This is a genomic window from Pseudomonas sp. LAMO17WK12:I5, from assembly GCF_900215165.1.
GTDB lineage: Bacteria > Pseudomonadota > Gammaproteobacteria > Pseudomonadales > Pseudomonadaceae > Aquipseudomonas > Aquipseudomonas putida_A.
Genome location: NZ_OBDS01000005.1, coordinates 229,788 through 252,544 on the forward strand (window position 1 = coordinate 229,788; position 22,757 = coordinate 252,544).

19 protein-coding genes are annotated in these 22,757 nt (G+C 61.4%); 7 read left to right on the plus strand and 12 right to left on the minus strand.

Annotated features, from left to right (window positions below):
• The first annotated feature begins 1 nt into the window (after position 1).
• The 6 genes from CRO59_RS10595 to CRO59_RS10620 all read left to right on the plus strand — a co-directional run bounded on the left by CRO59_RS10595 (position 2) and on the right by CRO59_RS10620 (position 5,108).
• Positions 2 to 664, plus strand: coding sequence for an amino acid ABC transporter permease (locus CRO59_RS10595; protein ID WP_007965124.1), 663 nt, complete (start codon positions 2 to 4; stop codon positions 662 to 664).
• Entirely contained in the window at positions 661 to 1,458 is a 798-nt protein-coding gene (locus CRO59_RS10600; RefSeq protein ID WP_097087296.1) for an amino acid ABC transporter ATP-binding protein, read from the plus strand. The genes CRO59_RS10595 and CRO59_RS10600 overlap by 4 nt, the downstream gene beginning before the upstream one ends.
• Positions 1,459 to 1,487: 29 nt before the next feature.
• Positions 1,488 to 1,877 (plus strand): RidA family protein, encoded by a 390-nt coding sequence (locus CRO59_RS10605; protein WP_003225452.1) that lies wholly within the window; start codon positions 1,488 to 1,490, stop codon positions 1,875 to 1,877.
• 146 nt (positions 1,878 to 2,023) lie between these two features.
• A complete protein-coding gene (locus tag CRO59_RS10610) occupies positions 2,024 to 2,788 on the plus strand; it encodes an IclR family transcriptional regulator (protein ID WP_027612656.1) in 765 nt (254 codons plus the stop codon).
• A 39-nt stretch (positions 2,789 to 2,827) separates the two neighbouring features.
• A complete protein-coding gene (locus tag CRO59_RS10615) occupies positions 2,828 to 4,042 on the plus strand; it encodes an amino acid deaminase (RefSeq protein WP_097087299.1) in 1,215 nt (404 codons plus the stop codon).
• Between the two features lie 130 nt (positions 4,043 to 4,172).
• Positions 4,173 to 5,108: a sugar kinase gene (locus CRO59_RS10620; protein WP_097087301.1), complete on the plus strand. Its 936-nt coding sequence runs from the start codon at positions 4,173 to 4,175 to the stop codon at positions 5,106 to 5,108.
• Between the two features lie 123 nt (positions 5,109 to 5,231).
• On the opposite strand, the gene CRO59_RS10625 is transcribed toward CRO59_RS10620, so the two are convergent.
• On the minus strand, positions 5,232 to 5,507 hold the full coding sequence (locus CRO59_RS10625; protein WP_003225447.1) for a peptidylprolyl isomerase: 276 nt from the start codon (positions 5,505 to 5,507) through the stop codon (positions 5,232 to 5,234).
• Positions 5,508 to 5,546: 39 nt separating this feature from the next.
• Positions 5,547 to 8,096: a PAS domain-containing sensor histidine kinase gene (locus CRO59_RS10630; RefSeq protein WP_097087302.1), complete on the minus strand. Its 2,550-nt coding sequence runs from the start codon at positions 8,094 to 8,096 to the stop codon at positions 5,547 to 5,549.
• A 133-nt stretch (positions 8,097 to 8,229) separates the two neighbouring features.
• On the opposite strand from CRO59_RS10630, the gene CRO59_RS10635 reads away from it, so the two are divergent.
• The gene (locus tag CRO59_RS10635) at positions 8,230 to 9,342 is read left to right on the plus strand and encodes a PilT/PilU family type 4a pilus ATPase (RefSeq protein ID WP_097087304.1); all 1,113 of its coding nucleotides are present in this window, start codon (positions 8,230 to 8,232) and stop codon (positions 9,340 to 9,342) included.
• A 108-nt stretch (positions 9,343 to 9,450) separates the two neighbouring features.
• Here the strand turns inward: CRO59_RS10635 and CRO59_RS10640 are convergent, their stop codons facing one another.
• The 10 genes from CRO59_RS10640 to CRO59_RS10685 form a co-directional block, all read right to left on the minus strand.
• Complete coding sequence (locus tag CRO59_RS10640; RefSeq protein WP_097087306.1) at positions 9,451 to 11,406, minus strand: acetoacetate--CoA ligase; 1,956 nt, start codon at positions 11,404 to 11,406, stop codon at positions 9,451 to 9,453.
• 139 nt (positions 11,407 to 11,545) lie between these two features.
• On the minus strand, positions 11,546 to 12,319 hold the full coding sequence (hbdH, locus tag CRO59_RS10645; RefSeq protein ID WP_097087308.1) for a 3-hydroxybutyrate dehydrogenase: 774 nt from the start codon (positions 12,317 to 12,319) through the stop codon (positions 11,546 to 11,548).
• 7 nt (positions 12,320 to 12,326) lie between these two features.
• Positions 12,327 to 13,718 (minus strand): GntP family permease, encoded by a 1,392-nt coding sequence (locus CRO59_RS10650; RefSeq protein WP_027612663.1) that lies wholly within the window; start codon positions 13,716 to 13,718, stop codon positions 12,327 to 12,329.
• Positions 13,719 to 13,995: 277 nt separating this feature from the next.
• Positions 13,996 to 15,411, minus strand: coding sequence for a sigma-54-dependent Fis family transcriptional regulator (locus CRO59_RS10655; RefSeq protein ID WP_097087310.1), 1,416 nt, complete (start codon positions 15,409 to 15,411; stop codon positions 13,996 to 13,998).
• A gap of 140 nt (positions 15,412 to 15,551) precedes the next feature.
• The gene (locus CRO59_RS10660; RefSeq protein WP_027612665.1) at positions 15,552 to 17,126 is read right to left on the minus strand and encodes an ABC transporter ATP-binding protein; all 1,575 of its coding nucleotides are present in this window, start codon (positions 17,124 to 17,126) and stop codon (positions 15,552 to 15,554) included.
• Positions 17,127 to 17,135: 9 nt separating this feature from the next.
• The gene (locus CRO59_RS10665; RefSeq protein ID WP_027612666.1) at positions 17,136 to 18,158 is read right to left on the minus strand and encodes an ABC transporter permease; all 1,023 of its coding nucleotides are present in this window, start codon (positions 18,156 to 18,158) and stop codon (positions 17,136 to 17,138) included.
• On the minus strand, positions 18,158 to 19,219 hold the full coding sequence (locus tag CRO59_RS10670; protein ID WP_027612667.1) for a microcin C ABC transporter permease YejB: 1,062 nt from the start codon (positions 19,217 to 19,219) through the stop codon (positions 18,158 to 18,160). The genes CRO59_RS10665 and CRO59_RS10670 overlap by 1 nt, the downstream gene beginning before the upstream one ends.
• On the minus strand, positions 19,219 to 21,087 hold the full coding sequence (locus tag CRO59_RS10675) for an extracellular solute-binding protein (protein ID WP_097087312.1): 1,869 nt from the start codon (positions 21,085 to 21,087) through the stop codon (positions 19,219 to 19,221). The genes CRO59_RS10670 and CRO59_RS10675 overlap by 1 nt, the downstream gene beginning before the upstream one ends.
• Before the next feature lie 135 nt (positions 21,088 to 21,222).
• Positions 21,223 to 21,504 (minus strand): peptidylprolyl isomerase, encoded by a 282-nt coding sequence (locus CRO59_RS10680; protein WP_016774509.1) that lies wholly within the window; start codon positions 21,502 to 21,504, stop codon positions 21,223 to 21,225.
• A gap of 96 nt (positions 21,505 to 21,600) precedes the next feature.
• Complete coding sequence (locus tag CRO59_RS10685; protein WP_027612669.1) at positions 21,601 to 22,470, minus strand: triacylglycerol lipase; 870 nt, start codon at positions 22,468 to 22,470, stop codon at positions 21,601 to 21,603.
• Positions 22,471 to 22,757 lie beyond the last annotated feature (287 nt).

Consider the following 22,757-nt stretch of genomic DNA (forward strand, 5'->3'; position numbering starts at 1 on the left):
GATGTACGAATCTCCCAGTTGGTTGCATGAATTGTGGGTGGCACGCGAGACGTTGCTGCAAGGCTTCCTGACCAGTGTGCAGGTGTCGGCGCTGGCGATTCTGTTCGGCACGCTGCTCGGGGTTGTCACCGGTCTGGTGCTGACTTACGGCAAGTTCTGGATGCGCGCGCCGTTCCGCTTTTATGTCGACATTATTCGCGGCACGCCGGTGTTTGTATTGGTGCTGGCCTGCTTCTACATGGCGCCGGCGCTGGGCTGGCAGATCAGCGCCTTTCAGGCCGGTGCGCTGGGCCTGACGCTGTTCTGCGGCTCGCACGTCGCCGAGATCGTGCGCGGTGCCTTGCAGGCATTGCCACGCGGGCAGATGGAAGCGAGCAAGGCGATCGGCCTGACGTTTTATCAATCCCTCGGTTACGTGCTGTTGCCCCAGGCGTTGCGGCAAATCCTGCCGACCTGGGTCAACTCGTCCACCGAAATCGTCAAGGCTTCGACCTTGCTCTCGGTGATCGGCGTTGCCGAACTACTGCTCAGCACCCAACAGATCATCGCCCGGACCTTCATGACTCTGGAGTTCTACCTGTTCGCCGGTTTTCTGTTCTTCGTCATCAACTACGGCATCGAATTACTCGGCCGGCATATTGAAAAGCGGGTGGCCCTGCCATGACTCAAGCTCAAGTTTCCAACGTTCAGAACGCTCAGCCGCTGCTGGACATCCGTGGCCTGCACAAGCAGTACGGCGCAGTCGAAGTGCTCAAGGGCGTCGACTTGAGCATGCAGCGCGGCAACGTCGTGACGCTGATCGGCTCCAGCGGTTCGGGCAAGACCACCTTGCTGCGCTGCGTGAACATGCTCGAAGAGTTCCAGGGCGGACAGATCCTGCTCGACGGCGAGTCCATCGGCTATGACGAGGTCGGTGGCAAACGTGTGCGTCACGCGGAAAAAGTCATCGCCCGCCATCGTGCGATGACCGGCATGGCCTTCCAGCAATTCAACCTGTTTCCGCACCTGACTGCCTTGCAGAACGTCACCCTCGGTCTGCTCAAGGTAAAGAAAATGCACAAGGACCAAGCGGTGGTGCTGGCCGAAAAATGGCTGGAGCGGGTCGGCCTGCTGGAGCGGCGCAATCACTTTCCCGGGCAGTTGTCCGGTGGTCAGCAACAGCGTGTGGCGATTGCCCGGGCGATTGCGATGAACCCCAGCCTGATGCTGTTCGACGAAGTCACTTCGGCCCTCGATCCGGAGCTGGTCGGCGAAGTGCTGAACGTGATCAAGGGCCTGGCCGAAGACGGCATGACCATGTTGCTGGTGACCCACGAAATGCGTTTCGCCTTCGAGGTTTCGGACAAGATCGTGTTCATGAATCAGGGGCGAATCGAAGAGCAGGGGCCGCCCAAGGAACTGTTCGAACGCCCGCAATCGCCGCGTCTGGCTGAGTTTCTCAAGAGCACGCGGTTCTAATTTTTGCTTTGTAATCAGGAGAAGTACCCATGAGCATTACTCGATACGGCACCGGCAGCACCGCCGCTGGCGGTCAGCCACGTCCCTTCGCGCGCGCCGTTGAAGCGGATGGCTGGCTGCACGTGTCCGGCCAGGTGCCGGCGGTGGATGGCGAGATCATCGTTGGTGGTATCGTCGAGCAGACCCACCAGACCATGAAAAACCTGATCGCGATTCTCGAAGAGGCCGGTTATGGCCTGGAGGACGTGGTGCGGGCTGGCGTATGGCTGGACGATCCGCGGGATTTCAGCAGTTTCAACAAGGTTTTCGGCGAGTACTTCAAACCGGAACACGCTCCGGCACGGGCCTGTGTGCAGGCGAGCATGATGGTTGATTGCAAGGTCGAGATCGATTGCATCGCGTACAAGAAGAAACCCTGAAATCTGTGCTGACTTCTTCGCGAGCAGGCTCGCTCCCACATTTGAAATGCAATCCCCTGTGGGAGCGAGCCTGCTCGCGAAAGCGGCCTACCAAGCGCCGCAGTAGTCTCGGTAAACTCCCGGCACTTTCATTGGGAACTGAAAACATGACCGAAGACACCATCAAACGCCGGGCCCGTGGTCTGGATCGGGCGTTCGATATCCTCGACTTCCTCAAGGAGATCGGCCAGCCGCTGCGTCCGAACGACATCGCCAACGGTATCGGCAGCCCGAAATCCACGGTCTACGAACTGGTGGCGTCGCTGCTGGAACGACGGATTCTGGAGCCGGTGGGCAAGGACGGTCACGTCTATCTGGGGCGCCAGTTGTACTTCCTCGGGCAGGCGCACCTGCGCCATTTCGACCTCAGTCGCGAGGCCGATCACGCCTTGCAGGAGATCGTCAGCCAGACCCGGGAAACCGCGCAAATGTGCCTGCTCAACGGGCGCAAATACACGGTGGCGCTGATGAAGGAGGGCGAGCGGCATTTCCGCATTTCGTCCGACATCGGCGAAAACGCGCCGATCCCGTGGACTGCGTCCGGACGCCTGCTGCTGGCGCACCTGAGTGATCAGCAGATCATCGACCTGATCGACGAAGACGACTACATCCTGCCCGACGGCGAGCGCCTGCCGCTGGAACGCTTTCTGGCGGAGATCCGCCAGGCCGGTATCGACGGATTCTTCTCGTTCGACAGCGTGGCCGACACCTTCACCCATTGCTTCGCCGCGCCGGTCAAAGACCCCAGTGGCGTGGCCATCTGCACCCTGTGCATCGTCGCCCCACGGGCCGATGCGAAGAACAATTACGACGACTATCGCCGGGTGCTGATCGAGAGCGCCAACAGCCTCGCCCGGCGCATCAACGAATAACCGCGGCTGCCTGCGGCCGCGACAGTGAGGAGTTCAAGCATGACGACTGCCATCAATACCGCTGTGGAAAAGGGCGACGCCGCCATCGGTGCGCACCTTGTGCGCGACGTCAGCCTGCCGGCGCTGGTGCTGCACCGCGAGGCGCTGGAGCACAACATTCGCTGGATGCAGAAGTTCGTCAGCGACAGCGGCGCCGAGCTCGCGCCCCACGGCAAGACCAGCATGACCCCGGCGCTGTTCCAGCGTCAGCTCGACGCCGGCGCGTGGGGCATCACCCTCGCCAGCGCCACCCAGACCCGCGCCGCATACGCCCACGGCGTGCGCCGGGTGTTGATGGCCAACCAACTGGTCGGCACGCCGAACATGGCACTGATTGCCGATCTGCTGGCCGATGCCGATTTCGATTTCTACTGCATGGTCGATCACCCGGACAACGTCGCCGATCTCGGTGCGTACTTCGCCTCGCGCGGAGTGAAGTTGAATGTGATGATCGAGTACGGCGTGGTCGGTGGCCGCTGCGGTTGCCGCAGCGAGCAGGAAGTCATCGCACTGGCCCAGGCGATCAACGCGCAACCGGCGCTGGCTCTGACCGGCATCGAGGGTTACGAAGGGGTGATCCATGGCGATCACGCGGTTAGCGGCATTCGTGAATTCGCCGCGTCGCTGGTGCGCCTGGCGGTGCAGTTGCAGGACAGCGGCGCGTTTGCCATTGCCAAGCCGATCATCACCGCCTCGGGTTCGGCGTGGTACGACCTGATCGCCGAGTCGTTCGAAGCGCAGAACGCCAGCGGACGCTTCCTCAGCGTGCTGCGCCCGGGCAGTTATGTCGCCCACGATCATGGCATCTACAAGGAAGCGCAGTGTTGCGTGCTGGATCGTCGTAGCGATCTGCACGAAGGATTGCGCCCGGCGCTGGAAGTCTGGGCCCACGTGCAATCGCTGCCGGAGCCGGGTTTTGCGGTGATCGCTCTCGGCAAGCGCGACGTGGCGTTCGATGCCGGCCTGCCGGTGCCATTGCTGCGTTACAAGGCCGGTGTATTGCCAGCGGTGGGCGACGATGTCGGCGCGTGCAAGGTGACGGCGGTGATGGACCAGCATGCGTTCATGAGCGTGGCGTCGGGGGTTGAGTTGCGGGTGGGCGACATCATTTCCTTCGGCACCTCGCACCCGTGCCTGACGTTCGACAAGTGGCGGGTGGGGTTGCTGGTGGATGAGCAGTTGGCGGTGGTCGAGAGTATGGAGACCTGCTTCTAAGGTTTCAGACCGAGTCGCGCCCATCGCGAGCAGGCTCACTCCTACAGGGGAACGCATTCCAATTGTAGGAGTGAGCCTGCTCGCGATGAGGGCCGCCCAAACACCGATGATTATCCAGAGACACCTCCCAATGACCAGCCTCAGCCCCCTGGGCCCGAACACCCCGCGCATCGCCCTGATCGGCGAGTGCATGATCGAACTCCAGCACCGCGCCGACGGCAGCCTGCAGCAAAGCTTCGGCGGCGATACCTTGAACACCGCGGTGTACCTGGCCCGCGCCCTCGGCGACAAAGCCCAGGTCGATTACGTCACCGCGCTGGGCGACGACAGCTTCAGCGATGCCATGTGCCAGAGCTGGGCCGACGAAGGCATTGGCCTGGAACTCGTGCAGCGTCTGCCCGGTCGCTTGCCCGGCCTGTACTGCATCCAGACCGACGCCAACGGCGAGCGGCGTTTCCTCTACTGGCGCAATGAAGCGGCGGTGCGCGATTGCTTCACCACCCCGGCGGCGGAGCCGATTCTGGCGGCGCTGCCGGACTACGATGTGCTGTATTTCAGCGGCATCACCCTCGCAGTGTTAGGTGCGAAGGGGCGCGAGCGCTTGATCCAGACCCTGATCGAAGCCCGCCAGCGCGATGCGCGGATCGTCTTCGACAACAATTATCGGCCACGCTTGTGGGCGTCACAGGATGAGGCGCGGGCGGCCTATCGCAGCGTGTTGCCGCATGTCGATCTGGCGTTGCTGACCGTGGATGACGAACAGGCGCTGTTCCATTTTGCCGATTGCGACGCAGTGTTCGAGGCGTACGCGCAGATCGGCACGCCGGAAGTGGTGCTCAAGCGTGGCGCCGAGGCGTGTCTGATTCGTTGTGATGGCGAGGCGTTCGAAGTGCCGGCGCAGCAGGTCGAGAAGGTGGTGGATACGACGGCAGCGGGGGATTCGTTCAGTGCGGCGTATCTGGCCAGGCGGTTGCTGGGGGGCAGTCCGGTCGAGGCAGCGCAGGCGGGGCATTGGCTGGCGAGTCGGGTGATTCAGGTGCCGGGGGCATTGATCCCTAAAGAATGAGTGTTCTTGTGGCGAGGGAGCTTGCTCCCGCTCGACTGCGCAGCAGGCGCAAGCCTTATTGGGGCGGCTCCGCCACCCAGCGGGAGCAAGCTCCCTCGCCACAAACGCCCGAAAGCAAAGCCTTCAGTCGCGGAAAAACACCTGCACCAGGTGATAGCCGAACTTGCTCTTGATAGGCCCGTGCACCGTGCGCAGCGGCTTCTTGAAGATCACCGCATCGATCGCGCCGACCATCTGCCCCGGCCGCACTTCACCCAGATCACCGCCGCGTTTGCCGGACGGGCAGGTCGAGTATTTCTTCGCCAGCACATCGAACGCTTCGCCCTTGGCAATGCGTTGCTTGAGTTGTTCGGCCTCTTCGGCGGTTTTCACCAGAATGTGGCGGGCTTGGGCTTTCATCGTGCGATACCTGTAACGGGGTGACGGCGGGGCGCGGGATTATGCCTCAAGTGACGGCGTTTGGTTGATCATCTCGCGGATCTTGTTGGCCAGCACTTCAATCGAAAACGGCTTGGCCACCATGTCCATGCCATCCTCGAGAAAGCCCTGACGCTCGGCGGCTTTCTGCGCGTAACCGGTCATGAACAGCACCTTCAGCCCCGGACGATGCTGGCGGGCGATTTCCGCCAGTTGCCGGCCATTCATCCCCGGTAGACCAACGTCGGTCACCAGCAGATCCACACGCAGCTCCGATTCCAGCAGCGGCAGGGCGGCGCTGGCGTCGGCGGCTTCGTGGGCGAGGTAACCCAGCTCCTTGAGCAGATCGAGCACCAGCATGCGCACCGCCGGGTCATCCTCAACCACCACCACGGTTTCCCCGCAAGTGGCCGTCGGCGCTGCACCGAGGGTTTCCACGACAGGCCGTTCCGGCTCCAGCAGGTTCAGGCGCGGCAAGTACAAGCGCACACAGGTGCCCTGATTCGGCAGGCTGTCGAGGCTGACATGGCCGCCCGACTGCTGGGCGAAGCCATAAATCATCGATAGCCCCAGCCCGGTGCCCTGGCCGATCGGTTTGGTGGTGAAGAACGGATCGAACGCCTTGGCCCGTACCGACGGCGTCATGCCGGTGCCGTTGTCGCTGACCGCCAGCATCAGGTAGTCGCCGGCCTTGACCGGTTCGAGGGTGGTGATGTCGTTGCCGTCGAGGTAGACGTTGGCGGTTTCGATCAGCAGCTCGCCGCCATCGGGCATGGCGTCGCGGGCGTTGATCACCAGGTTGAGCAGGGCATTTTCCAGTTGGCTGACGTCGGTGCTGATCGGCCAGACATCGTCGGCCAGGCGCAGCGTGAGTTCGATCGGGTCGCCCTTGGTGCGGCGGATCAAATCTTCCAGCGAATGAATCAGTTCGTTGACGTTGAGGGTCTTGCGGTCCAGCGACTGCCGGCGCGAGAACGCCAGCAGCCGATGGGTCAGCGCGGCCGCTCGGTTGGCCGACGACACCGCCGCTTCGGTGAAACGGCCGATTTCATCGGCGCGGCCGTCGGCGATGTAGCGTTGCATCAGGTCAAGGCTGCCGATGATTCCGGTGAGCATGTTGTTGAAGTCGTGGGCGATACCGCCGGTGAGCTGGCCGACCGCTTCCATCTTCTGCGCATGGCGCAACGCATCTTCGGCGCGCTCGCGTTCGAACATCTCGTTCTGCAGACGTTGATTGGCCTGGGCCAGTTGTTCGGTACGGGCGCTGACCCGTTCCTCCAGGGTTTCATTGAGATTGCGCAGGGCTTCTTCGGTTTTTTTTCGTTCGGATTCGTCGATCACGAAAATATAGAAACCGTTGACTGAGCCGTCGGCGCCGTGGCGCGGCAGGTAATTCATCAGCGCATGGCGGTTGCTGCCGTCGCGATGCGGGGTGTACAGGCTGAACGAGCTGGGCCGCCCGGCCAGCGCTTCGGCGATATAGGGCGCGCGCAGGAAGTAGGCTTCTTCGCCGATCACTTCGCGAATGGTGCGGCCATACAGCTCCTGCGGCGTCAGGCCATACCAGTCCAGATACGCCGCATTGTTCAGGCGGAAGCGCTCTTCGTGGTCGACGTAACTGATGAGGATCGGCATTGCATTGATGATCAGCTGCAATTCCGTCTGGCTCTGGCGCAGCGCCTGCTCGGTGTGCTTGCGCTCGGTCAGATCCAGCGCGGCGCCGAGGAAACGCACTGGTCTCCCGTGGTGATCCTTGTAACAGCGGCCCCGGGCAAACACCCAGCGCAGTTCGCCGTCGGCTTTCAGCAGGCGGTATTCCTCGGCGTACTCGGTGCCGTGGGTGATGCAATGCTTGATGCTGCGGGCGATCAGCGCGCGGTCTTCGGGGTGCACGCCTTGCAGATAGTCGCTGATCGGTAGCTGGCTGGCGTGGGCCGGATCGATGCCATGCAACTGGGCGAAATGGGCGTCGGCGATGAAACGGTCTTCGCCGATGTCCCAATCCCAGGTGCCAACCGCATCGGTGGCGGCCAGCGCCAGTTGCAGGCGTTCTTCAGTGTCGCGCTGGGCCTTGAGACTTTCTTCGGAACGGCGTTGCAGTTCGAGGGCGATGCGCCGGCGTTCGTTGGTTTCGATGGCTGTTACCAGAATCCCCGCCACTTGCGTGTCTTCATCGCGGATGGGGCTGTAGGTCAGGTCCAGCCAGAAGTCGGACTCTACGCCTCCGCGTTGCAGGGTAAATCGCCGCTCGCTGTAGGTGCGCACCTGGCCTTGTAGGACGGCTCGATAAATCGGGTCGGTAAAGTCCTGAAGTTCTGGCCATATAAGGTGCGCAGGCTGTCCGAAAGCGTGTGGATGCTTGCTCCCGGCGAGCATCGCAAAGCCATTGTTGTAGATCTGCGTGAGCTGCGGCCCCCACAACAGCAGCATCGGCATCGGCGAGTGAATCACGATGTCCACAGCTGTGCGCAGGCTTTGCGGCCAGGTGCCAGAAGCGCCCAACGGCGTGCGGCTCCAGTCGGTACGGGCGATCAGGGCTTGGGCGTCATCGGGGGAGGGTGCTGCGTTCATCACATGTATCCTGAGCGTCGGTCAGTGCGTTGGCATCTACTATTCTTGCACTTGCGGTAGACGCTGTATGACCCGTGACGTCACGACAGCGGGTCATTTCTGTTCATTGAATGCTTCGCGGGTGCTTATTGCCATGGAAATCGATGCACTGTTGCTCCGTCTGTCGAGCCAGCACGGCTCTGACCTGTTCCTGTCCACGGGAGCGCCACCCAGTGCGCGCATCGATGGCGTGCTGACGCCGTTCAGCGAGCGGCCGTTCAAGCCCGGCGAGGTCGAGACCATCGCCAACTCCCTGATGGACGCCGAGCAACGGCGCGAGTTCGATCGGGATCTGGAAATGAACCTGGCGATTTCCCGTACGGGCATCGGGCGTTTTCGGGTGAACGTCTTCAAGCAACGCAATGATGTGTCAATCGTGATCCGCAACGTCAAACTCGATATCCCGCGCTTCGAAGACCTGAAACTGCCGCCGGTATTGCTGGAAACGGTGATGCTCAAACAGGGGCTGATCCTGTTCGTTGGCGCCACCGACTCCGGTAAATCCACCTCGCTGGCCGCGCTGATCGATCACCGCAATCGCCACAGCAGCGGGCACATCATCACCATCGAAGACCCGGTGGAGTATATCCATCGACACCAGCGCTCGATCATCAATCAACGCGAAGTCGGCGTCGATACCCGCAGTTTCCATGCGGCGCTGAAAAACACCCTGCGCCAGGCCCCGGACGTAGTGCTGATCGGCGAGATCCGTGACCGCGAAACCATGGAGCATGCGCTGACATTTGCCGACACCGGGCACCTGGTGCTGTCGACGCTGCATGCGCACAACGCCAATCAGGCGCTGGACCGTATCGTCAATCTGTTCCCCGAAGAGCGCCGCCCGCAGTTGCTGCATGCACTGGGCAACAATCTCAAGGCGTTCGTCTCGCAACGGCTGGTGCGCACTGTGGACGGTCAGCGGCGGGCGGCGGTCGAAGTGATGCTCGGCACCCCGACCATCGCCGACCTGATCCGCCGCAACGAGTTGGGCGAACTCAAGGGCATCATGGAGAAGTCCGGCGAGGTCGGCATGCAGACCTTTGACGCGGCGCTGTACGGGCTGGTGGTGGAGGGCGTGATCAGTGAGGACGAAGCGCTCAAGCATGCCGATTCGCAGAACAATCTGCGCCTGCGTTTGAAACTGCACACCGAGGCGGGCCCGGCGCCCGCACCCACAACATCGGGCGATTGGGGCCTGATGGATTAACACCCACCCCTGTGGGAGCGGGCTTGCTCGCGAAAGCGGTGTCAGTCACATTGTTATCGACTGACAGATTGCCTTCGCGAGCAAGCCCGCTCCCACAAGGGATTGGGATCAGTCCGACAATTCCGGGCGATTGCGGAACTGCTCCAAGGCCTCGGGATTGGCCAACGCATCGGTATTTTTCACCGGCTCGCCATGCACCACATTGCGCACCGCGAGTTCCACCACCTTGCCGCTGATGGTGCGCGGAATATCGGTCACCGCGACGATCTTCGCCGGCACATGGCGCGGCGTGGTGTTGGCGCGGATCACCTGGCGGATCTGCTGTTGCAGGTGGTCATCCAGCGTCACGCCATCCTGCAGACGGACAAACAGCACTACGCGCACATCGTCTTGCCATTGCTGTCCGATCGCCACGCTGTCCAGCACCTGCGGGACCTTCTCGACCTGACGATAGATTTCCGCCGTGCCGATGCGCACGCCGCCGGGGTTGAGCACGGCGTCGGAGCGGCCATGGATCAGCATCCCGCCGTGGGGCAGTTGCTCGGCGTAGTCGCCCTGGGCCCAGATACCGGGGAACAGGCTGAAATAGGATTTGCGCAGCTTTTCGCCGTCAGGGTCATGCCACAGCCCGACGGGCATCGCCGGGAAGTGTCGGGTGCAGACCAGTTCGCCTTTTTCGCCGATCACGGCAACGCCGGCGTCGTTCCACACTTCAACCGCCATGCCCAGGCTCTTGCCCATGATTTCGCCGCGGCGCACCGCCGACAGCGGATTACCGTTGACGAAGCACGACACCACATCGGTGCCGCCGGACATCGACGCCAGGCACACATCGCGCTTGAAGTCGCGGTAGACGAAGTCATAACTCTGCGGCGACAGCGCGGAGCCGGTGCAGAGCAGGGTCTTCAGGCTCCTCAGATCATGGCTGTGCGCAGGCTTCAAACCGCTGCTTTCCAGTGTCGCGAGAAACTTGGGGCTAGTGCCGAACACACTGATGCGCTCGTCGTCGATCAGGTCGAGCAAGCGCTCATGGCCCGGGTGAAACGGCGAGCCGTCATACAGCACCACCGCGCTGCCGACCGCGAGGGCCGAGACCAGCCAGTTCCACATCATCCAGCCGCAAGTGGTGTAGTAGAACAACCGGTCACCGGGGCCGAGATCGACGTGCAGCCCATGCTCCTTGGCATGCTGCAGCAGCACGCCGCCGGTGCTGTGCACGATGCATTTCGGCACGCCGGTGGTGCCACTGGAATACAACACGTACAACGGGTGATTGAACGGCACCGGGACAAACCGCGGTTCGCCGCCGGGTTGGTAGAAATCGTCCCACAACGTCACGTTGGCGTGGGTTTGGTAATCCTCGGTACGGGCCTGCGCGCGAGCGTAGGGCACGATGATCAACTGCTGCAGCGATGGCAGTTGCGCGAGGATTTCGTTGAGCTTGGTGGTCTGGTCGATGTCTTTGCCGGCGTAACGGTAGCCGGCGCAGGTGATCAACACTTTGGGTTCGATCTGGCCGAAACGGTCGATCACGCCGTGGGTGCCGAAGTCCGGCGACGAGCACGACCAGATCGCCCCGAGGCTGGTGGTCGCGAGCATCGCCACCAGAGTCTGCCAGGTGTTGGGCATGCACGCGGCCACGCGGTCGCCGAGGCCGACACCGGCGGCTTGCAGGCTGGCCTGAAAACCGGCGACGTGCTCGGCCAGTTCGGCCCAGGTCAGCTGTTCGCGCTGACCGTTTTCCGCCACGGCGATCACTGCAACGGCATCGTCACGACGGCGCAGCAGGTGTTCTGCAAAGTTCAGGGTCGCGCCGGGAAACCATTCGGCACTGGGCATCTGCGCGCCTTCACGCAGGACGGCGTCGGGCTGGGTGTGAAAGCGGATGTCGAAGAAATCGACGATCGCCTGCCAGAACGCTTCGCGCTGTTCCACGCTCCAGCGGTGCAGGTCGGTGTAGCTGTTCAGCGCCAGGCCATGGCGCTGATTGATGTCGCGGCGGAACTGATCCATGCGCGATTGGGCGATACGCTCGGCGTCGGGTTGCCAGAGGAGGTCGGACATTGGTTTGCCTCTTGTTGTGTTGTTCATGACACATCACTTGTAGGAGTGAGCCTGCTCGCGATAGCGGAATTACATTCAACATTGATGTTGGCTGATACACCGCTTTCGCGAGCAGGCTCGCTCCCACAGGGGCGCAGCATTACTGCGCCAACCAGCCTCCATCAATATTCCACGCAGCTCCCCGCACCTGGCTGCCAGCCTCGCTGCACAGAAACAACACCAATTCCCCAAGATGCTGCGGTGTGACGAACTCCAGCGACGGCTGCTTCTCCGCCAGTAAATCATGCTGCGCCTGCTGCGGATCAACGCCTTTGGCGGCGCGATCATCGATCTGTTTCTGCACCAGCGGCGTCAGCACCCAGCCCGGGCAGATCGCGTTGCAGGTCACATTACTGGTAGCCGTTTCGAGCCCGACCACTTTGGTCAAACCGATCACTCCATGCTTGGCCGCGACATACGCGGCTTTACCGGTCGAACCCACCTGACCATGCACCGAGGCAATATTGACGATTCGTCCCCAACCCTTGGCGCGCATGCCCGGCAGGCTCAGGCGGGTGCTGTGGAACACCGATGACAGGTTGATCGCGATGATCGAGTCCCAGCGCTCTACCGGGAACTCCTCCACGGCCGCCACGTGCTGAATCCCGGCGTTGTTGACCAGAATATCGACGCCGCCGAATTCGCGTTCGGCGTAAGCGATCATGTCGGCAATCTGCGCCGGATCGCTGACGTCCGCCGGGTGGTGACCGACCTTGCCGCCGAACTGGCCGACTTCGGCGATCACGCTCGACGCATCACCGAAACCGTTGAGAATCAGATTGGCGCCGGCCTTGGCCAGGCTCAGGGCGATGCCCAGGCCGATGCCGCTGGTGGAGCCGGTGACCAGTGCGGTCTTGCCCAAAAGAGTCGTCATGAATACCTCACACAATGCCAGTGGCGTAGAAAGTGCCGATCACTACGAAGACCGCCAGGGTCTTGATCAGCGTAATACAGAAAATGTCTTTATAGGCTTCGCGGTGGGTCAGGCCAGTGACCGCCAGCAGGGTGATCACCGCGCCGTTGTGCGGCAGGGTGTCCATGCCGCCGCTGGCCATCGCAGCCACGCGGTGCAGCACTTCCAGCGGAATGTTCGCCGCGTGCGCCGCTGCGATGAACTGCTCGGACATCGCCGCCAGCGCGATGCTCATGCCGCCCGATGCCGAGCCGGTGATACCCGCCAGCAGGGTCACGGTGATCGCTTCGTTGACCAGCGGATTGGGGATTTGCTTGAGCCAGTCGGCCAGTACCAGAAAGCCCGGCAACGAAGCGATTACCGCACCGAAACCGTATTCCGAGGCGGTGTTCATCGCCGCCAGCAGTGCGCCGCTGACCGCGCTTTTGCTGCCTTCGGCGAGTTTGCTGCGGATCGCCTTGAAGCCGAACACCAGCACCATCAGGATGCCGATCAGCAATGCCGCCTGCACCGCCCAGATTGCGGTGAGCTTGGCGATTTCCGTGGTCACCGGCGTGGCCATCCCCGGCAACGCGAGGCTGTGGGTCTTGCCGTACCACTGCGGAATCCACTGGGTGAACAGCAGGTTCATGATGCCCACCGCCAGCAGCGGCGACAGGGCGATCCATGGGTTCGGCAGTTTCAGGTCTTCGGCGGTTTCCGGCTCGTTACGCAGCTCGGTGCCATAACCTTCGCCAGCACGCTGGGCCTTGTTGCGTTGGCGCTGCAGGAACAACATGCCGGCGCAGAACACGAAAATCGTGCCGATCACCCCCAGCCACGGCGCGGCCCACGCGGTGGTGTTGAAGAAGGTGCTGGGGATGATGTTCTGGATCTGCGGCGTGCCGGGCAGGGCGTCCATGGTGAACGAGAAAGCGCCGAGGGCGATGGTCGCCGGGATCAGGCGCTTGGGGATATTGCTCTGGCGGAACATTTCCGCGGCAAATGGATACACCGCAAACACCACCACGAACAACGACACGCCGCCGTAAGTGAGCAAGGCGCAAACCAGCACGATCACCAGCATCGCCTGACGCGTGCCGAGCAAGCGAATCGCTGCGGCCACGATCGAACGGGAGAACCCCGACAATTCGATCAACTTGCCGAACACGGCACCGAGCAGGAACACCGGGAAATACAGTTTGATGAAACCGACCATTTTCTCCATGAACACCCCGGTGAAGGCAGGCGCGACGGCGGAAGGGTCAGTGAGCAGGACAGCGCCGAGGGCGGCAATCGGGGCGAAGAGGATGACGCTGTAGCCACGGTAGGCGGCGAGCATCAGCAGCGCGAGGGCTGCCAAGGCAATGATCACACTCATGGAGTGTCTCCAGGGATTGTTATTTTTGTGGGTGAAGCGGATGCAGTAGAGGTGTTAGCGATATCTGTGCCAGATTCTCAAGTCATTGAAATATAATGGTTTTATGGGTTGAAGCGTGTTGAGAGTTGACGAACTGTCTCTCTTTTGAGATTTTTGTAGAGAGGGCGGACGCCTTCGCGAGCAAGCCCGCTCCCACAGTTGGAATGCATATCCCCTGTGGGAGCGGGCTTGCTCGCGAAGCTTTTGCTGTTGTCTTTTATTGGAGACTTGGGTCTCTTTATTGAGACTCGGCGATACCCAAGGCCAGCATCTTCTTGTACAACGTCGAGCGCCCCAACCCCAGCCGAGCCGCTGCCTCCGGCACTTTGCCCGCACATTGCGCGAGGGCAGACTGGATCAGCTGCCGGTCAAACCGCTGCCGTGCCTCGGCAAAGGTTTCTTCCGCCAACGGGTCCAGCGTGGTTGCAGACGGGCGTTCAACCGGTGTGAAGGTGCCGATTGCAGCGCGAATATCCTCTTCGGTGAGGATCAGGTCGTCGCTGAGCAGCGCTGCGCGCTCCAGCACGTTGCGCAATTCGCGGATGTTGCCCGGCCACGCATGTTGTCCGAGCAGGTTCAGCGCTGCGCGACTCAGTTCATGCTGGCTGCGCAGTTCTTCAAGAATCGCCTCGCTGAGCGCCGGCAGATCGTCGAGACGTTCGCGCAGCGGCGGAACCTGGATCGGCAGCACGTTGAGCCGGTAATACAGGTCGGCGCGGAACTCACCGCGCTTGATCGCGGCTTGCAGATCGGTCGAAGTCGCCGCGATCACTCGCACATCGCTCTGGATCACGTCGTTGGAGCCAACCGGCTCGAACTCCTTTTCCTGCAGCACCCTCAGCAGTTTGCTTTGCAGCGGCAACGGCATGTCGCCGATCTCATCGAGAAACAGCGTGCCGCCCTGAGCGATCTGCAATTTGCCGGTACGACCCTTGCGGTCGGCGCCGGTAAACGCGCCAGGCGCGGTGCCGAAGAATTCCGCTTCGAGCAACGCCTCCGGGATTGCGGCGCTGTTGATGCTGACGAAGGCTTTGTGCGCCCGGGGCGAAGCGCTGTGAATCGCCTGGGCCAGCAACTCCTTGCCGGTGCCGGTTTCGCCGAGCAGCAATACCGGGGATTCGGCGCTGGCGCTGCGGCGGGCGCGGCGTTTGACTTCGAGGCTGGCGCTGCTGGTGCCGATGAAATGGGCGAAGTTGTATTTGGTCTGCCGCGCCCGCAGCAGCGAGCGGGTCGAAGCCAGTTCTTCCTGCATGCTCAGGTAGCGCTTGAGCATCGGCGACAGGCTGCGTAATTCATCAAACAGAGCAAACCCGATGGCGCCGATCACCGCCCCGGCATCGTCGTGGATCGGCAGGCGCATCACCACCAGCGGCTCTTTCGGCGTGTCCTGCATGTCCAGCAGGATCGGCCGGCCAGTGCGCACCACTTCACGCAACAAGCTGCCGGGGATCACGCTTTCGCAGGGTTGGCCGATGGCTTTTTTCGCTGACTCAAGACCGAAACGCCGCGCATAGCGTTCGTTCATCCAGACGATGTTTGCATCACGATCGACAATCACCGTGCCTTCGCTGGACTGCTCGATGATCTCGAACAGCGAGCGGATCGCCAGCGTGCGCACGCGTTGGTAGTCCTTGAGGCTTTCGGTGGTGTTCATCTGACAGATCCTGAATGTCTTTCGGCTTTGGCGACGCCATCGCGAGCAGGCTCACTCCTACAATGGAACGCATTTCAAATGTAGGAGTGAGCCTGCTCGCGATAGATGCTACTCGGTATCAAGGCAAGCGCCGATTATGCCTACCCCGGATGCGCCGCTGCCAACAGCTCCTTGGTGTAAGGATGCTGCGGCGAGTCGAACACTTCATGGCTGGCACCGCGCTCGACCACCTTGCCGTCCTTGATCACGATCATGTCATGTGCCAGCGCCCGCACCACCGCCAGGTCGTGGCTGATGAACAGGTAGGTCAGGCCATGTTTTTCCTGAAGGTCGCGGAGCAGGGCGACCACTTGTTTCTGCACGGTTCGGTCGAGGGCCGAAGTCGGCTCGTCAAGCAGGATCAGCGCCGGTTTCAGCACCAGTGCCCGGGCGATAGCGATGCGCTGGCGCTGACCGCCGGAAAATTCGTGCGGATAGCGATGACGGCTTTCCGGATCCAGGCCGACTTCCTTGAGCACGCGGATCACCTGTGCATCGCACTCATCGGCGCTGGACTGACAGTGTACCTCCAGCCCTTCGCTGATGATTTGCGCCACCGACATCCGTGGACTGAGGCTGCCGAACGGATCCTGAAACACCACCTGCATCTGCCGACGCCATGGTCGCAATTGCTTCTGATCGAGGCCGTCGAGGGCGGTGCCCTGAAAACGGATACTGCCCTCGGAATCGAGCAACCGCAGAATCGCCTGACCCAGGGTCGACTTGCCCGAACCGGACTCACCGACAATGCCCAGGGTTTTGCCGCGCTGGATATTCAGGCTGATGCCGTCCACCGCGCGCAAATATTGTTTGCGCTGGAACAGCCCGCCACCGACGACGAACTCGACGCGCAGATCATCCACTTCCAGCACGTTCTCGCGTTCATCGCGGGGCAGGGCTTCGCCTTCCGGCTCGGCGTTGAGCAGCACGCAGCTGTAAGGGTGTTTCGGTTCGGTAAACAGGGTTTCGCACGGGGCTTGCTCGACGATTTCACCAGCCTTCATCACGCACACCCGTTGCGCAATGCTGCGCACCAGATTGAGGTCGTGGCTGATCAGCAGCAGCGACATGCCCAGGCGTTGTTGCAGGGATTTGAGCAGCAGCAGGATCTTGCGCTGCACCGTCACATCCAGCGCCGTGGTCGGCTCGTCGGCGATCAGCAGTTCCGGCTCACAAGCCAGGGCCATGGCAATCATTACTCGTTGCCGCTGGCCGCCGGAAAGTTGATGCGGATAGGCCTTGAGCCGCTCTTTGGGATTCTGAATGCCCACCAGTTCCAGCAGTTCAAGAATGCGTTGTTGCGCTGCTTTACCGCCCAGGCCGCGATGCACCAGCAGCGTCTCGCCGATCTGCTTTTCAATGGTGTGCAGCGGATTGAGCGAGGTCATCGGCTCCTGGAAGATCATTGCGATCCGATTGCCGCGTAGCTCACGCAAGACCTTTGGATCGGCACCGAGCAGTTCCTGACCGCGATAGCGAATGCTGCCGCTGGTTTGCGCATCGCCTTCGGGGAGCAGTTGCAGGATCGAATGCGCGGTTACCGATTTGCCCGAGCCCGACTCGCCGACCAGCGCCAGGCACTCGCCGGGGCGGATGTCCAGGCACAGGTTTCGCACCGCCGGCTGGCCATGGAAGGCGACGTTCAGGTCACGGATTTCGATCAGGTTATCAGTCATGGTCACACTTCAGGATCGAGGGTCGAACGCGTCACGTAACGCTTCGCCGATGAACACCAGTAAAGAAAGAATCAGCGCCAGGGTGAAGAACGCTGTCAGCCCGAGCCACGGCGCTTGCAGGTTCTGTTTGCCCTGGCCGATCAGTTCGCCCAGCGAAGCGCTGCCGGCGGGCATGCCGAAACCGAGGAAGTCGAGGGCGGTGAGGGTAGAAATCGCTCCGGTCAGAATGAACGGCAGGTAACTCAGCGTCGCGTTCATCGCATTCGGCAGGATGTGCCGGAAAATCACCTTGCGGTCGCTCAGGCCCAACGCGCGCGCCGCTTTGACGTATTCCAGATTACGCCCGCGCAGGAACTCGGCGCGCACCACATCCACCAGTGCCAGCCATGAAAACAGCGCCATGATCCCCAGCAGCCACCAGAAATTCGGCTCGACAAAGCCGGACAAAATGATCAGCAGGTACAGCACCGGCAATCCGCTCCAGACCTCCAGCAGACGCTGCCCGAGCAGATCGACCCAACCGCCGTAATAGCCTTGCAGGGCGCCGGCCGCGATGCCGATCAGCGCGCTGACGGCGGTCAGCATCAGGGCAAACAGGATCGATACCCGTGCACCGAAAATCACCCGCGCCAACACATCGCGCGCCTGATCGTCGGTGCCGAGCCAGTTGACCTTCGAGGGCGGGCTCGGCGCAGGTTGATTGAGGTCGTAGTTGGGCGTGTCGTCGCTGAACGGGATTGGCGGGAACAGCAGCCAGCCACCGCCCTTGCGGATCAGGTTCTGCACATAGTCACTGCGATAATCGGCCTGGAACGGCAATTGCCCGCCAAACTCCTGTTCGGTGTAGCGCTTGAAGACCGGGAAGTAGAGCTGGTTCTGATAGCTGACCACCAGTGGTTTGTCATTGGCGATCAGTTCACCGCCCAGCGTCACCACGAACAGTCCGATAAACAGCCACAACGACCACCAGCCACGGCGGTTTTTCTTGAATCGCGCGAAACGGCGACGGCCCAGAGGCGAGAGCTTGAACATCAGGCGTTCCTCGCGGCGAAGTCGATACGTGGGTCGACCAGGGTGTAGCACAAGTCGCCGATCAGTTTTATCAGGAGGCCGAACAGGGTGAAGATGAACAGCGAGCCGAACACCACCGGATAGTCGCGAGAAACCGCCGCTTCGTAACTCATGCGGCCGAGGCCGTCGAGAGAGAAGATCACTTCGATCAACAGCGAACCGGCAAAGAACACACTGATGAACGCCTGCGGAATCCCCGAGACCACCAGCAGCATCGCATTGCGGAACACATGGCCGTAAAGCACGCGGCGCTCGCTCAAGCCTTTGGCGCGGGCGGTGACTACGTACTGGCGGGTGATTTCATTGAGGAACGAATTCTTGGTGAGAATCGTCAGCGTGGCGAAGCCGCCAATCACCAGCGCCGTCACCGGCAACACCAGGTGCCAGAAGTAATCGGCAATCTTGCCCAGGGTCGACAGCGATTCGAAGTTGTCCGAGACCAGACCGCGCACTGGAAACCAGTTCAATGACGTGCCACCGGCAAACACCACGATCAGAAACATTGCGAACAGAAACGCCGGCATCGCGTAGCCGATGATGATCGCGGTGCTGCTCCAGATGTCGAAATGGCTGCCGTGATGCACCGCTTTGCGGATGCCCAGCGGGATCGACACCAGATAGGTGATCAGCGTCGCCCACAAGCCGAGGGAAATGGTCACCGGCATTTTTTCCAGAATCAGATCGGTGACCGTCGCACCGCGGAAAAAGCTTTTGCCGAAGTCCAGCTGCGCGTAGTTCTTGAGCATCAGCCACAGCCGCTCATGCGCCGGTTTGTCAAAACCGTACTGCTTTTCGATGTCCTTGATCAGTTGCGGATCGAGGCCACGGCTGGCGCGCGAAGTGTTGCTCATGGTTTCGCTGGAACTGCCGCCGACACTCGCACCGCCGATGCCTTGCAGATGGGCGATGGCCTGTTCGACCGGGCCGCCGGGTGCCGCCTGAATGATCACGAAATTGACCAGCAGGATGATCACCAGCGTCGGAATGATCAGCAGCAGGCGCCGCAGAATGTATGCCCACATCAGTGCGGTCCTCCGGGTCTGCCACGCCCGATTTTTTCGGCGGTCATCTGTTGGTTGGTCAACGGCGTGCTGCTGATTTCCCACCAGCTCTCGATGGCTTCGTCATTGCTGGCCTGGATCGCCGGCATGCCGAAGCGGTTCCACCAGACGGTGGAGGTGCCCGGCGGGTAATAGTTGGGAATCCAGTAGTAGTTCCATTGCAGCACCCGGTCCAGAGCGTGGGCGTAGTGCAACATGTCGCTTTGGGTCGACGCGCGGATCAGGCCGTTGATCAGGGTGTCGACCGCCGGATTCTTCAGCACCATGTAATTGTTGGCGCCGGGGTCGTTGGCCGATATCGAACCGAAGTAGTTGAGCAGCTCGCCCCCCGGAGACGTGCTGACCGGGTAGCCGGTGACGATCATGTCGTAGTCGCGGCTCATCAGGCGATTGACGTATTGCGAGGAGTCGATGCGACGGATATTCAGCTCTATGCCGATCTGTTTCAGCGTGCGCTTGTAAGGCAGAAGCAGGCGATCCATACCGTTCTGGCTGACCAGAAAGGTGAAACTCAAAGGTTCGCCTTCGGCGTTGACCAGTTGGTCGCCCTCGGGTTTCCAGCCAGCCTGTTCGAGCAGTTCCAGGGCTTGCAGTTGCTTGTCGCGGATCAGCCCGCTGCCATCGGTTTTCGGCGCCTCGAAGACCTGGGTGAACACTTCGTCGGGAACCTGCCCGCGCAACGGCTCGAGGATTTTCAGCTCGGCGGTATCCGGCAACTCGCGGGCTGCCAGTGCGGTATTGGAGAAATAGCTCTGCTGGCGGATGTACATGTTGCGCATCATCTGCCGGTTGCTCCACTCGAAATCCCAGAGCATCGCCAGCGCCTGGCGCACCCGACGATCCTGGAACATCGGTTTCTGCAGGTTGAACACGAACCCCTGCGCCGATTGCGGGGCCTCGGTGGCCAGGTGGGCTTTCTGCAAGCGGCCGTCACTCAGCGCAGGGCTGTCGTAACCGATCGAATAGCCGGTGGCGGAAAACTCGCGGTTGTAGTCATAGGCACCGCCGCGCAATACCTGGCGGGCGACATCGGTGTCGCCGAAATATTCGATGCTGAAGTGATCGAAGTTATACAGGCCGCGACTGACCGGCAGGTCCTTGCCCCACCAGTCGGGGTTGCGTTCAAAGGTGATGCTGCGCCCGGAGTCGACCTTGCCGACCCGATACGGGCCGCTGCCCAGTGGTGGTTCATAGCCACCGCCACCGGCGAAGTCGCGGGTTTTCCACCAGTGCTCGGGAAACACCGGCAGGGTGGCAATGTCCAGCGGCAGGGTGCGGTTCTCGTTGCTCTTGAAATCGAAGCGCACGGTCAGCGGCGCTTCCACTTCCACGCCTTTGACGTCGGCGAACTGCGTGCGATAGCGCAGGCTGCCCTGGGTCATCAACAGGTCATAGGTGTAGCGCACGTCTTCGGCAGTGATCGGCTTGCCGTCAGCGAAACGTGCCTTGGGATCGATGAAGAAGCGCAGCGACAGGCCATCCTGCGAGCGCTCCATCTTTTGCGCCACCAGGCCATAGACCGTGTAGGGCTCGTCCATCGAGCGCTGGGCCAGCGGTGAATAGAGCATGCCGTCGATCTGGGTGACGCCGATGCCCTTGTCTATATAAGGCAGGATGTGATCGAAATGCCCGATCTCTATCGCCGAGCGGCGCATGGTGCCGCCCTTGGGCGCCTGCGGATTGGTGTAGTCGAAGTGGCTGAAACCGGCCGGGTATTTGGCAGGTTCGCCATAGACGGTCAACGCATGTTGCGGGGTGGCGTTCACACCGGCGGCGCCCAATAGCAGGGCCACGGCAGTGAACAGTAAAGTCGGGAAAGCCAGTCGCATTGTCAGCCTTAAAGCCGGGTGATCGATAAGCGCAATTTGTACGCGAGCGGCGCGTCAGTCGCCAGCCGTATCCTGTAACCAAAACACAACGGCCCACCAAAAGGCGGGCCGTTGGGACAGCAATCAGGCGACGGATCAGTCCTGGCGGCTGGTGACTTCGAGCAGGTGATAACCGAACTGGGTCTTCACCGGGCCTTGCACGACGTTGATTGGCGCGCTGAAGACTACGGTGTCGAATTCCTTGACCATCTGGCCAGGACCGAACGAACCCAGATCGCCGCCCTGACGGCTGGACGGGCAGCTGGAGTTGGCCTTGGCGACCTCGGCGAAATCAGCACCGGCTTCGATCTGGGCCTTGAGTTCGTTGCACTTGTCTTCGCTGGAAACCAGGATGTGGCGGGCAGTGGCTTTAGCCATGGGGAAATTCTCCAATCTATTTCAGTAAAGTGTGGAGCCTACCGGATTCAGTAAGCGATTTCTCTGCAAAGTTCCACTCGGTACATTGACGTACATCTACAGTTGCGCGGCTTTCAGGCGCATCGCGTGTTCGACATAGAGGTCGACGGGATCCGCGCCGGGTATTCGCAATCCGCCCGGATGACGCAAGCTGCCAAGGTGATTGAGGGGATAGTCGGAGCGGATGACCCGGCCCAGGTGAGAACTGTAACGGCCCACGAAACCATCGTTCTGTCCGGCCTCCGTGACGAAATGGCTGGATAATGCGTGGCAGACGGAATGCACTGGATCCAGAGCCTGCAACAAATTGTCCTGCAGCGTGCCGCTCCAGGAGTAGTAGTGGACGTCATTGACCCGTTCCGCCCCCTGGCCGCCCCACGTCGAAGGCAGGCCTTGAGGGTATTTTTTGTTGAATTGCCCGACGTCCGCAGTCGTCAGGGCATTGAGTGCGGCTACGGCGGCCTGCGGCAGACCCGGTTGACCGCTGAGTAGCGAGAGGAATCGCGCAAACTGTGTCGCAGCGTGCTCCGCCACCTGCTCCGGCAGGCCTCCCGGAACCAGCGCCAGGCGTAAGGCGTCAGCCAGTTCCGAGCCGTGATTGGGGCCGCTGACCGATGTCACCGAGGCGACTTTCTCCGGCGCGAGCGCGGCGGCATAACGGCATGCCAGCGCGCCCTGGCTATGTCCGATCAGGTTGACTTTACCGGCGCCGGTGCCTCGCAGAACGCGCTCGATCTGGAACATCAATTGCTGGCCGCGAACTTCGTTGTCATGGGTTGCGGACAGCTGCGGTACAAACACTTGCCCGCCTGCCTCCCTCAGCGCTTGCTTGACATCATGAAAAAGCTCGAAATGGCCGATACGGTCAAACCCGAACAGGCCATGGACCAAAAGGATGGGGTAGCGGGTTGTCGCATTCCGTTGCATGTTCCTGCCTCTTTTGCAGATGCTTGTCAGTGGTTGGTGCGTGCCACTGTAAAACAGGCCTGCGGGTCGGCGATGTCTGAAAAATCCTCTGTACTGAAAGGAAATTGGACTAAAAGCGGTACGAATTTTCGCTTCTGCTTGAGAGGGTAGTCGGAACATTTGGCAATCTTTTGCCCGGTATCGCTGGATTCTGCTTCGTAAGCCTACGTCATGCGGTGTATTTACCCTGCCGACGGAAGGCGTTGTGCTGACTTCCGCCGGTCGCTGGATGGTGTTCAATGGATTTC

Bases quoted from the DNA above. Each gene is read 5' to 3' on its own strand.
- CRO59_RS10620 (WP_097087301.1), top strand. From the start codon at position 4,173: ATGACCAGCCTCAGCCCCCTGGGCCCGAACACCCCGCGCATCGCCCTG.
- CRO59_RS10610 (WP_027612656.1), top strand. From the start codon at position 2,024: ATGACCGAAGACACCATCAAACGCCGGGCCCGTGGTCTGGATCGGGCG.
- CRO59_RS10665 (WP_027612666.1), bottom strand. From the start codon at position 18,158: ATGTTCAAGCTCTCGCCTCTGGGCCGTCGCCGTTTCGCGCGATTCAAG.
- CRO59_RS10650 (WP_027612663.1), bottom strand. From the start codon at position 13,718: ATGAGTGTGATCATTGCCTTGGCAGCCCTCGCGCTGCTGATGCTCGCC.
- CRO59_RS10595 (WP_007965124.1), top strand. From the start codon at position 2: ATGTACGAATCTCCCAGTTGGTTGCATGAATTGTGGGTGGCACGCGAG.
- CRO59_RS10605 (WP_003225452.1), top strand. From the start codon at position 1,488: ATGAGCATTACTCGATACGGCACCGGCAGCACCGCCGCTGGCGGTCAG.
- CRO59_RS10655 (WP_097087310.1), bottom strand. From the start codon at position 15,411: ATGAACACCACCGAAAGCCTCAAGGACTACCAACGCGTGCGCACGCTG.
- CRO59_RS10670 (WP_027612667.1), bottom strand. From the start codon at position 19,219: ATGTGGGCATACATTCTGCGGCGCCTGCTGCTGATCATTCCGACGCTG.
- CRO59_RS10600 (WP_097087296.1), top strand. From the start codon at position 661: ATGACTCAAGCTCAAGTTTCCAACGTTCAGAACGCTCAGCCGCTGCTG.
- CRO59_RS10680 (WP_016774509.1), bottom strand. From the start codon at position 21,504: ATGGCTAAAGCCACTGCCCGCCACATCCTGGTTTCCAGCGAAGACAAG.
- CRO59_RS10660 (WP_027612665.1), bottom strand. From the start codon at position 17,126: ATGACTGATAACCTGATCGAAATCCGTGACCTGAACGTCGCCTTCCAT.
- CRO59_RS10630 (WP_097087302.1), bottom strand. From the start codon at position 8,096: ATGAACGCAGCACCCTCCCCCGATGACGCCCAAGCCCTGATCGCCCGT.
- CRO59_RS10635 (WP_097087304.1), top strand. From the start codon at position 8,230: ATGGAAATCGATGCACTGTTGCTCCGTCTGTCGAGCCAGCACGGCTCT.
- hbdH (WP_097087308.1), bottom strand. From the start codon at position 12,319: ATGACGACTCTTTTGGGCAAGACCGCACTGGTCACCGGCTCCACCAGC.
- CRO59_RS10675 (WP_097087312.1), bottom strand. From the start codon at position 21,087: ATGCGACTGGCTTTCCCGACTTTACTGTTCACTGCCGTGGCCCTGCTA.
- CRO59_RS10685 (WP_027612669.1), bottom strand. From the start codon at position 22,470: ATGCAACGGAATGCGACAACCCGCTACCCCATCCTTTTGGTCCATGGC.
- CRO59_RS10640 (WP_097087306.1), bottom strand. From the start codon at position 11,406: ATGTCCGACCTCCTCTGGCAACCCGACGCCGAGCGTATCGCCCAATCG.
- CRO59_RS10625 (WP_003225447.1), bottom strand. From the start codon at position 5,507: ATGAAAGCCCAAGCCCGCCACATTCTGGTGAAAACCGCCGAAGAGGCC.
- CRO59_RS10615 (WP_097087299.1), top strand. From the start codon at position 2,828: ATGACGACTGCCATCAATACCGCTGTGGAAAAGGGCGACGCCGCCATC.